Source organism: Microcoleus sp. PH2017_12_PCY_D_A, assembly GCF_020738565.1.
GTDB lineage: Bacteria > Cyanobacteriota > Cyanobacteriia > Cyanobacteriales > Microcoleaceae > Microcoleus.
Genome location: NZ_JAEQCI010000203.1, coordinates 1 through 10523, shown reverse-complemented (window position 1 = coordinate 10523; position 10523 = coordinate 1). Strand labels below are relative to the sequence as shown.

The 10523-nt window shown below is 47.1% G+C and carries 5 protein-coding genes; 1 reads left to right on the top strand and 4 read right to left on the bottom strand.

Features of this window, described 5'->3' with window-relative positions:
* Positions 1 to 217: 217 nt before the first annotated feature.
* The 4 genes from JGK39_RS32300 to JGK39_RS32285 all read right to left on the bottom strand — a co-directional run bounded on the left by JGK39_RS32300 (position 218) and on the right by JGK39_RS32285 (position 6160).
* Positions 218 to 643, bottom strand: a complete 426-nt coding sequence (locus JGK39_RS32300) for a hypothetical protein (RefSeq protein WP_293262218.1) — start codon at positions 641 to 643, stop codon at positions 218 to 220.
* 12 nt (positions 644 to 655) lie between these two features.
* A complete protein-coding gene (locus JGK39_RS32295) occupies positions 656 to 4351 on the bottom strand; it encodes a S8/S53 family peptidase (RefSeq protein WP_293322626.1) in 3696 nt (1231 codons plus the stop codon).
* 919 nt (positions 4352 to 5270) lie between these two features.
* On the bottom strand, positions 5271 to 5732 hold the full coding sequence (locus JGK39_RS32290) for a hypothetical protein (RefSeq protein WP_293322623.1): 462 nt from the start codon (positions 5730 to 5732) through the stop codon (positions 5271 to 5273).
* 104 nt (positions 5733 to 5836) lie between these two features.
* On the bottom strand, positions 5837 to 6160 hold the full coding sequence (locus JGK39_RS32285; RefSeq protein WP_293262206.1) for a hypothetical protein: 324 nt from the start codon (positions 6158 to 6160) through the stop codon (positions 5837 to 5839).
* Between the two features lie 640 nt (positions 6161 to 6800).
* On the opposite strand from JGK39_RS32285, the gene JGK39_RS32280 reads away from it, so the two are divergent.
* Positions 6801 to 10376, top strand: a complete 3576-nt coding sequence (locus JGK39_RS32280) for a hypothetical protein (protein ID WP_293262203.1) — start codon at positions 6801 to 6803, stop codon at positions 10374 to 10376.
* Positions 10377 to 10523 lie beyond the last annotated feature (147 nt).

Below are 10523 nucleotides of genomic sequence, written 5' to 3'. Positions count from 1 at the left end.
GAGGAAATGCTCAAGCATTCTATTAAGTTATTAATACATTACTTAAAATTTGATGATATTCCCATTCCTGGGGCATTCATATCTTGATTCAGCAACGCCACAACTACTAGACCGTTTGACATTGTTAACTCTCCTTATCGCAGATTTGTTACGTAATCCAACAGTCCTTGCTCAGTCCGAAAAATTCGCACTCTAATTGGAAGAGCGTAAAAAAGAATCAATATTCTTCAAAGTCACAGCCACTTTCCAGTAGAGCGAATAACTCCGTAGATGAAGTAATTCGTCGATCGTACCCGGATAAGTTATCAACAACACAAGGCCATTGTTTTGCTAATGAAGCAGCCAATTCATAAGCCAAGAGTTTATTACCTGGTGTTCTAGACATTTCTAGTAAGATACCTGTCTGTGGTTCACCACCTAACTTTTGCTTAATTATTGCAAATTCATTTGGTTCCCCGTCCTCTAATACTGCAACACTCCTATTGTCAATAGTGAGCCAGATGTACATATCTACCCTTCCCAGATATCCAAAAAATGGATCGTTTGGCTGTTCAACAATTTCTAAGCCTACTGTTTGGATAAAAGCTATCAACTCATCTTTCGTAATATTAGAGCTTGAGATAACAATAATAGGCTCTGACATTGATAATTCTCCTCATTTCAGATTTGTTACGTAATCTATGAGTCCTTGCTCAGTCCGAAAGACTCGTACTCCAGAGGGAAGCTCTGCTTGTGCTGCATCGGTATAATTTGGGGCAAACAAGATTACGGGCTTTTTGCCAGGATTTAGAAGTCGATCCGTTTGTAATTTGGCAATTTGCCCTGCTTTTCCTCCGCTACTAATTGTAGCTTCTATGATAACATTACTGGTTTCCACATCAACCTCTCCAAGCAGACTACCGTTTGCGTTAAGTTCCTTTCTTCCATAACTGATTAAATCGTGTCTGAGCAGGTTAGCAGTTCTCGCCTCTAATTTAGTACCTGCGTTAGTTGATGCTAAATTATTTTGAATAGCCGCATCAAACCGAGTTGTCCAATGTCCTTGTTTAGCTAGTTCCAGTCTGATTCTTCTAAAGGCTACACCTACCAATTCTTGTCCGGCTAAGCTAGCAAAGTGTTTAAAGTGTTCGGCAGCTTTATTTAAGTCAGCATGATTTTTGGCATAAAAAGCAGTAAAAACATATGAAAATAATTCTTTGACCGCTTCCACAGCAATTCCTACCCTGCTCAGAGCATATATGATGGCAGCAATTTCACCCAATCCTGTCAAACTTAATGTTGCAAAGACAGCTAAGGTAGCAAGTAATTGTGCCCAAAATTCCCACCGCATTATTGTACTTAAAGCATCTCCTGGTAGCTTAGCAAGTCCTCGCCGTGCTGCCTCAATTAACTTTTTCTCAAAAGACCAGCCATTAACTTCATCGGGTGGTAAATTATTAGCAATACCACCAAAAAAATTATCAGAAAACTTTTCCGCAATATCTGGTCTGTCAGCGATCGGCTCAGCCACATAAAAGTCTTTACTCGGCTGCGGCTTGTGCTTCGGCTGCTTATTCAACTCCAAAACATTCTTCGGTGGCTTATTCAACCGCGGCGCTTCCCCAGCTTTGGGCAAATTATTCGTCTGTGTACCAGTACCCTTCGGATCGTAAGACCCCCTCGCTGTCTCGGATTCACCGGGCAGCCACTTCCCATTCTCCGAATTAGACTTCGACCAACTCTCATTCCAATTATTGCGCCCGTCATCCCACACAGTCCCGCTGCGAGTCCAACTCCAACTGCTGCTAGAGGTAGTAGAAACATTTCCTTTAGTGACTGTTTTTGAATCAGTACCGCTGATGGTTTCACTCCAACTGTAACCGCCTTTAAAATCCCACCTCCTGTAACTAGAACTCCAAGTCTCACTACCTGAAGTCGCACTAATTACACCTTTATTATCCGCAGTTCTGTCGCTGAACCACCTCTCGTAACCGCTTGTTTCAGTTTCATCTTTGCGCCCATCTTTATAAACAGTAACTGTTTGCCCGTTGCGGGTGCGAACCGTATCGCTGCTGCTGGATGAATTATTGTTAGTTCCGTCATTGTGACTGTTGGAACGAGTAGATGTTATTGTTGCTTCATCTCCGGTAGTAGTCGTGGTATAAGCATCGATCTTATACTCGCTCTCGTTTTGAACGAAGTTCTCTGAATAACTTTCTTGATTGTTTTTAGAAGTGACTTTCCCCGAACTATTAGCACTATAACTATCCGACTTCGTTACCGAATAGCTATCTGTAATCCTGCTGCTAGTATGCGGCCCGTGTTTGTAAGTTTGCGTGTCATTACTCTGCCTGACAGAGTAATTGTTGTGCCGATTGTTCTGCCGATATGCAGAACCCTGACTGCTGTTGGTTTGCTCGGATTGATTGACAGTATAAGTGTCTTGATAGCTGTGATTTTTTGACTTGCCGTCGTCGTAACTGGTTTGACTGTTGGTGCTGCCTTCTGAATAAACATCGCGGGTGTTGCTGTTGACAGGTACACCATTAACTGTCGTGTTGTCCCAAGTAGAGTTGGTTACAGAATAGTTGTCGTTGTTGTTGCTGCTTTTGGAGAAACCGCTGCTGTTACTGTTAGTAGAATTCGACGTGCTGACAGTGGTTTCTTCGCCAGTGTGAGTGTTGTTGGAACTGCTGCCGTTACTGCTATTCGTCCACTTGGCGTTGCCTGCGGTTTGAGTTGCACTTTTGCTAGTAGATATGTTGTTGCCGTTGGTAGTGCGGGTGTCGATCGTTGATTTAGAACCCCAATCATCTTGACGATCGCCGTTAAATATGCTCAGGTTCGTACCGTATTGGCTGTTCGATTTGGATTTGCTATTGCGGTAACTTTCTGAAGCATCATTTCTGACGTAGGTGGGAGTGGTATAGTTGTAAGAACCGCGGGATTTCTGAGCCGACGAACTTTGGTCGCTGCGAGTTCCTTCGTGTTTGACTCGGCTGCGGTTTTCCTGCCATTGATTGTTTTGTTCTAGTGAGTTTTGGGAAAAGCTTTTGCTGCTGTAGGTAGCAGCATTTGTAGTTGAATCGCTGGTGGATTCGTCAAAAGATTCGCCCTTGTGGTTAGTTCTGGTAGTGCTTCTATCCCAATTTGACTGGGTGTTTGCAAGGCTGCTAAGAGTGCGAGAGTTGGTGTTAGTTGTACCGTTGGAACTGCTGGTAGTGGTGGTTTTGTACGGCGCTACGTCCCTAATATAGGAACTGGTGCCGGCGTTAGAATCTCCGGTTGAGGTACTCGTAATCTTTGGCGTACCGGGGGGAGTAGCCGTAGTTGCAGTTGCTCTTTCTGAAGGTTTGGCTGCGGTAGAATTGGGAGAGTTACCAATATTTGAGCCAGCATCAATTAAGGGTTTTGTCAAGAGTTTGGCTGCTGCCAATACTGGAATTGTGGGAATGGTTTCCGCTGCTGTAGCAATTGCTGATTCTGCGTCGAGAATTCCGTATCCCGTCCTTTCATCCCATTCGGGTATGTCGATGTCTTTGGCCGTATTGAGGAGGATGTTTTTGATTTGTTGGTAGTTGAGGGATGGGTTGGCCGCCCACATTTGGGAGATGGTATTTGTGACTTTGGCTGCTGCGATCGACGTGCCAATTTTGGTTTCGGTTGTTGGTGTTTCTGTTGTTTGCGGAATGTCGCCCGTTGCGAGGATATCCAAGCCTTCTCCGTAGCTGGAATATCCGGCGCGATAGTTATTTTCTGCTGCGCCGACGGTGATGATGTTATCGAATTTGGTTGATGCTTGTCCCAGGGCAGAAATCAGATTCCCTTCATTGCCGGCCGCTGCTACAATCAGTATGTTATTGTCTTTGGCGTATTGCAATGCTGCTGTTTCTTCTGCTGTCAGTTTGTGCCGTGTTGTTTGCGTGCCGTCGGGATTGATTTGGGTTAAGTCGAAGCTGAGGTTAACGACGGCGTTGGGTTGTTTTGCAGCAATGGCTGCGTCTACAAATTCTATCAGGGATTGCTGCCAGTTGCCGGAACCTGTTGCTCGTCCCAACCAAATGGGAGGAGATTCTTTGGTGTCGTTTTGATTGTTGGATTCGCTGATAATTTCTAATATTGTGTTTCCGTGTTGGTTTCCTTCGTTTGGTTGGAGTAGGGGATTATTGTCGCCCTCGATTAAGTCTTTTCCGAGTCTGATTTGGCTGTAGTCGATGTTGGGATTGTTGGTTGTGAATCCGGTGTCGATTATTCCGATTAATGGTTGGGTTTCTTGGGGCAGATTGGGGGTTATTTCTATTGGAATTACTGAGGGTCCAGAAGCCGGGTTTTTTACCGAATCTGTCGGTAACAACGAAGTATTTTCGTCCATCAACCCGGTTTCTTTAGTCGGAGTGCGTAATTCCTGTTCAAGTTTGGTTTCCGTGTCGGTGACTGCGTATTCGTTAATGTTTGTTTCGGAGTCGCTGTTAGTTACAGTTGCGATTTCGGAGTCGGCGATGATATTTTCCGAGTGATCTGGCTGATTGTTTTCGTCAGATGGTATTTCGGGAGTAGGAGTAATTGTAATTTTTTTGGACTCGAAGTCGGGGTTTAGATATTCGCCGATGGTTGTTGGCGGCTGATTGTCGCTGTCGGCGATGATATTTTCTGATTGTTGTGAGTAATGGTTTAGGGTGACAGCGATTTCAGGAATAATAGTTTGGCTGTCGGTAACTATGTATTCTGATGCGGATGGTTGATTATTTTGGATGGATTCTGTTTCGGGAATGAGAGGGAATTGTTGGCCGAGTATGCTGTTGAGAGTTTCCAACTGTGTGGAAATTTCATCGGGAGAAATTAGCGGGAAATTTTCAGCAGTTTCGCTGGCAATTTCGGGGCTGTGGATAAGAGTTGGGGAGATATTTAAAATTTCTCCGGTGAGAAGGTCTGTGGATTCTGCGGGTATTGCTGGTATTTCTGGTTGGAGAAAGACAGGTGTTTCGATTTTGTCACCTGTGATTTCGTCGATTGAGTTGAAAACTGCGATAGTTGAGATTGTATTTTCGGAAATTGTGGGGTTTTTGGTTTCTGCTACTGGAGATTTTTCGGTTTTTGGATCGGCAGGATTTGGATCGGAATTGGGGATTTCGGAAACAGTCGGTTTTTTGGTTTCTGTTGCTAGGGAATTTTCGGGTTTTGGATCGGGATTGGGGATTTCGGAAACAGTCGGTTTTTTGGTTTCTGTTGCTGGGGAATTTTCGGGTTTTGGATCGGGATTGGGGATTTCGGAAACAGTGGGATTTTTAGCTTCAACTGCTCGCTGGGGAATTTTCGGGTTTTGGATCGGGATTGGGAATTTCGGAAACAGTCGGTTTTTTGGTTTCTGTCGCTGGGGAATTTTCGGGTTTTGGATCGGCAGGATTTGGATCAGAATTGAGAATTTCGGAAACAGTCGAGTTTTTAGCTTCAACTGCGGGAGATTTGTCTGTTTTTGGATCAGCAGGATTTGTCGCGCAAGTACAAATCTCGGAAACAGTCGAGTTTTTGGTTTTTACTGGTGGAGAATCTGTTGTTGGCTCAACAGGATTTGTATGGGAGTTGGGAATTTCGGAAACTTTCGGGCTTTTAGTTTCTGTTGCTGGCGAATTTTCGGGTTTTGTCTCAACAGGATTTGTTGCAAAAGTAGCATCTGCTTTTTTTTCTTCTAATTTAGTCTCGGTTTTTGGTGTAGCGTCAGCTATCAATTCTTTGTCTGTCTCTGATGTACGCAAATCTGATAGGTAGTCGAAGCTAGTTTTGCCTGTCTTGTCTGCTTGGATAATGCCGGAGTCGAAACGGATGTTATTGTGAGTTGCTGGCTGGGCTGTATCGCCTGTTATTGTGTCTGTTTTGGTGGTGGCTGTTTGCGGTTTTTCAGCGATGCTGTTGATTGTTTGTGTTGGATTTTTGTTGAGGATGAAGGCGTATATGTCTGCTTGTTGGGATAAATTTCTGGACTTTTATCGAGAATTTTGTTGTTCGAGCGTAATAGTTCAATACTGGATGTGGATGATGTTTCGTTAGTTGTTAGGAGAGTTTCCGGGGGCGGGGGGAAAGAATGATTGCTGGTAGATTTTGCTAGTGGCAAGTCTTCTGTAATGTCGGAGATGATGGAAGTATTGGCAGTTAGTTTGGGAGTAGATGCTTCGATTTGTAACATAATTTAAGTCCTTGGTTGACAATAAAAGTGACCCAAAAATGCTGATTTTGAGGAGGTTGATTTGTAAAATTTGGCAAGCAAAGCTAGTCCAGGCCCTGCTGGATTTTTGGGTTTTTCCTTGCGATCGCAATGTGTTATCTCGACAGGTGAAAACCTGCCAGCGAGGCTGACAAAATTTTGATGCGATCGCAATAAGCTGGTTTTTTTATTGCTGTTGTTAACCGATTGATTTGAGAATATCAGTAACTTTCATCGATCGCAAGTGCTTTTCGCCATCTTGAAGTAAACTTCATCACAGCTTTAACTTACTTCCGTATTTGAAGCGTCACGCTACGAATTGTGCGGTTTTGACAACTTTGGACTGGCGATCGCCAAACAGATTTACCTGTGACTTGTATAAAAGATAACTTAATTTGTCCGCCAACTTACGAAAAAACCGATCGCACATTCCAGCCTTTATAAACTAGGTTGTACAGTCCTGGACGCAGACACACTATATGTAATGCGGTGCGATTCCTAATAATTACTAACGACCGATGACTGATGACTTCGCCTAAGTGAAGCCTAATATATGCCAAAATACGGACGAAATGTGCTATCTGTAGAAGACGAAAGCAGCCTTGACGAAATTTAAAGTCCCATGTTGAATGCGAACGGGAGTATATTGGCAGACAATCGATCGCCCGCATCGCAGTGGGCGCAAAAAGCTTTGGGACTGCCCGAGGTGCAGGTACAAGCGCGTTTGCGCGGCAATCACCTGCATATTTTGTGCGAAGCGCAAATCTGTCCGTCTCAGGAATTGGTGACGGCGAGATTTAAGAGCGCGATCGAACAAACTGATTTAACGCGACTGTTGCCCGATCGAACTAAAATCTACCAGTTGTTTCTGTGCGGCCGCAAACTCGGTTCCCGACAAAACGACTGGACTGTCCGGCTCGATTGCAGCGGTAAACAGCCACAGCCACAGCGACGGGAACCGGAACCGGAACCGGAACCAAAAGTTTCCGAAGTGCCACCACCAGCGAGTCCCCCCGAGGGCGAACCGCCAACAAGTCGTAAAGGCGGCGGATTCTTCGGCAAATTCAAAAATGAAAACCGCAACCTCAAACTGAAACCAGAAGCGGTAGAAACCCCGCCACCAATGCCTCAGGTGCGGGAAGAAATGGATTTTGACACCGAAAGTTTCCCCACAGCCTCCCGGATTGAATATCCAGAAGTTTTTGAAACTTCCCCAGTGACGATCGACACTTCGGCAACTCGGGAAGCTTTCAGTCCCCCCATTTCTGCGCCAGCACCGCAAACATCCACGCAGCAGCAGGCAAATCGCGGCGGGGTGGCTTTGATTCAATCCCCCGAAACAGGCTCCGGTGACAGTGATAGTGGTGGCACTTTGACCGTTTCGGCGGAAACTTTGGCGCGGCGGGGGTATCCAGATGCGATCGCCAGCTATCTCAGCGAAATCCTCGGGCCGATGGGTGTTTCGGTGAAAGTTAGCATTCGCGAAAAAGAAGCCAAAAGCAGCCGGGAAACCCTGCACCCCAATGCGCCACAAATTCTCAAATCCAAGGAACGGCGGCTGTTAGTGCTGTGCGAGTCAGCCTACAGCCCCGAACCATCCTTGCTCGCAGAACCGATCGCCGCTAGGCTGCGGAAACTGCAATTAGAGGATTTCGTGGAAGCAGTAATCGGCAGCCAAGTTGCAGGGGAATCGAAGCCAGACTGGCTGCTGCGAGTGGATTTGACGCCGCCGGACACAATTCTCAAGGAATGGGCCCGCTGGGGAGACGTACAGTCGATCGCCAAACTGCTCAACCAACACTTGGCGCCATCAACAGTCGAAGTGCGAGCCACCCTCAAAGAAGCAACTCTGCACCTGTTTTGCAGCAAAACAGTCAAAAAAGGACAAAAACCCAAACGGCAAGAATACCCCGACAAACAGCAAACTACGGATGCGATCGCCCCTTTGTTAGCATCCTTCGCACCCCAAGGAATCCGCGCAGCTACCCTCTACGGCGTAGAACCGGCCAGCGACAGCACAACCGAGCCGGAGTCGCCGGTGTGGATCGACTGGATAGACTTGCCAGCAGCCCACCACCCCGACTTAGCAGCGAACCCGAGAATATTGGCGGCCGAGGGCGACCAATTAGCCTTGACTTTTTTGCTCAACAGGTTTCTCAATCCCAATCTCAACCGCAAGCTGGAAACCGGAGGGATTCGGGCTGTGGCGCTGCACAAAGGCAACGTGCTGCACGTCATGACTGAAGCTCTAACTTGCCCTCCTCAGTCGAAGGTAGGCCCGCCGGTGGCTAAATTCTTGCGGCAGTTACAACTTCCGGGAGTGGCTCTTGTGCGAGTCTACGGGCGCCGCGCCGGTCAGAAAATGCCCCTGTGGCGCTACGGTATCGATCTCAAAACGGCGGTTGACGGGGAATTAGCACCAATAACCGCATCGACTCCCTCGCAACAGGCTGTCTTGTCCAAGGAAGCGGTGCCGGAGTTTGCGCCGTCGGTGGCGGATGGGAGTTTTTCGGGTTTGGGCGAGAATTTGGTGTTCGATGCTCCGGCGCCGGACTCCTCGCGGCCGCGTTTCAAAATTAGACTCCCCGGCTACCAGTTGGGCGAGCAGTTGGTTCAAGCTGTGGTGCAGCCGCTTGTTGCTTCGGGTTTGTTTGTTCCCAACGACGCTTTGTCGATGAATGCTGCTGCGCCGGGAGGCGTGAGAGCCGATCGCGCCGCAGGAATGGCCTTGATTTGGGCGATCGCCGGTTGTTTGCTGACCTTCAATACCGATTGGTTGTTGGGTCTATTTCTGAAATCTGCGACGGTCAGTCAAGCTCCTAGGGCCTCCGAAGTTTGCAAGGGCCCAAATTGTCAAAATTCATCCCCCAAGCCTCAGAGCGACGTTCAAGCCTCTCTCGCGAATCCGGATTCTCCCTCTCCCTCTGGCTCTTCGCTCCCAATTCCCGAGTCTCAAGAAGTGAATTTGCCTCAAATTCCTTTACAAGCATCGCCGGAAGCGAGTGAAGAAAAGGCTTTCAACGGTTCTGGGTTTACAAAACCGGGAAATACTAGCGTTCCTGTAGCTGATGTTTCGGCTGCTCCGGTGTTTCCGACTTTGAGGAGCGAGCAGCTTGACGAGCAGATTGCGCGCTACCAAGAGTACATCCGCCAGCACAAAAAACCGCCGGATATTTTAATTGTCGGGAGTTCTAGGGCGCTGCGGGGTATCGACCCGGCGGTTTTGGAAACGGCTTTGGCTGCGGGAGGCTATCCGGGGCTGAGGGCTTACAATTTTGGGGTGAACGGAGCTACTCTGCAAGTGGTAGATTCGATCGTCCGCCGGATTTTGCCGCCGCAACAATTGCCGAAATTGCTGGTTTTGGCGGATGGGGCGAGGGCTCTCAACAGCGGGCGGCCGGATTTGACTTTTAGTGCGATCGCCTCTTCGGAAGGTTACAGACAATTGGCCCGGGGCAGTTTTCTGATCCGCACCAATCCATTAGAATCCCCAACATCTAAGGAAACTGCCAAAAATCCGATCGCGACTGCTGGTGAATTGGTGCACAATTTGGAACAAAGTCAAGCCAATGTTCAACAATTTCTGAGTCAAAAGTTGGTGGATAGTTCTGCAACTTACAAACAGCGCGATCGGCTGAAAGGATTTTTGCGATCGATCGCGAATCCAGCAGCCCCTGTTGTCACTGAAAGCCCCCAAACCGCAGCCGACGACGATAAACCAACCACTGAGAACGCCCAGCCAACTGCTGCGGGTAAAGCACCCAGCGAGTTTCAACCAAACGGCTTTTTGCCGATCGACATCCGCTTCAATCCCGATACTTACTTTCAGAAACACGCCAAAGTATCTGGATATTACGACACCGACTATCAAGATTTTAAATTGACAGGGGAACAAACTGTAGCGCTCAAAAACATGATCGAATTTACCAAAGTTCGCAACATCAATCTCGTGTTTGTCAATATGCCTCTGACAGTCGATTATTTAGATCCGGTGCGGACAGGTTACGAACAAGAATTCCGGCAATATATGCAACAATTAGCAGCTCAAACCGGACTAATTTTCCGAGATAAGAGTTTATTGTTGCCCCAAGCACGGGAATCTTTTTCCGACCCCAGTCACCTCAACCGTTACGGTGCTGTTGAAGTTTCTAAGCGGTTGGCTCAAGATCCGATGATTCCCTGGCCTGTGAAGAAGTAGTTTTGAGTTTTGAGTTATTTTAGAAGTTAGATCGTCTCCGCTGGAACCACCACACTGAAATAGGTTTGTAGTGAGGACTTTAGTCCTTATCAAAATCCGAGGACTAAAGTCCTCACTACAAACCACACTGAAATAGGTTTGTAGTGA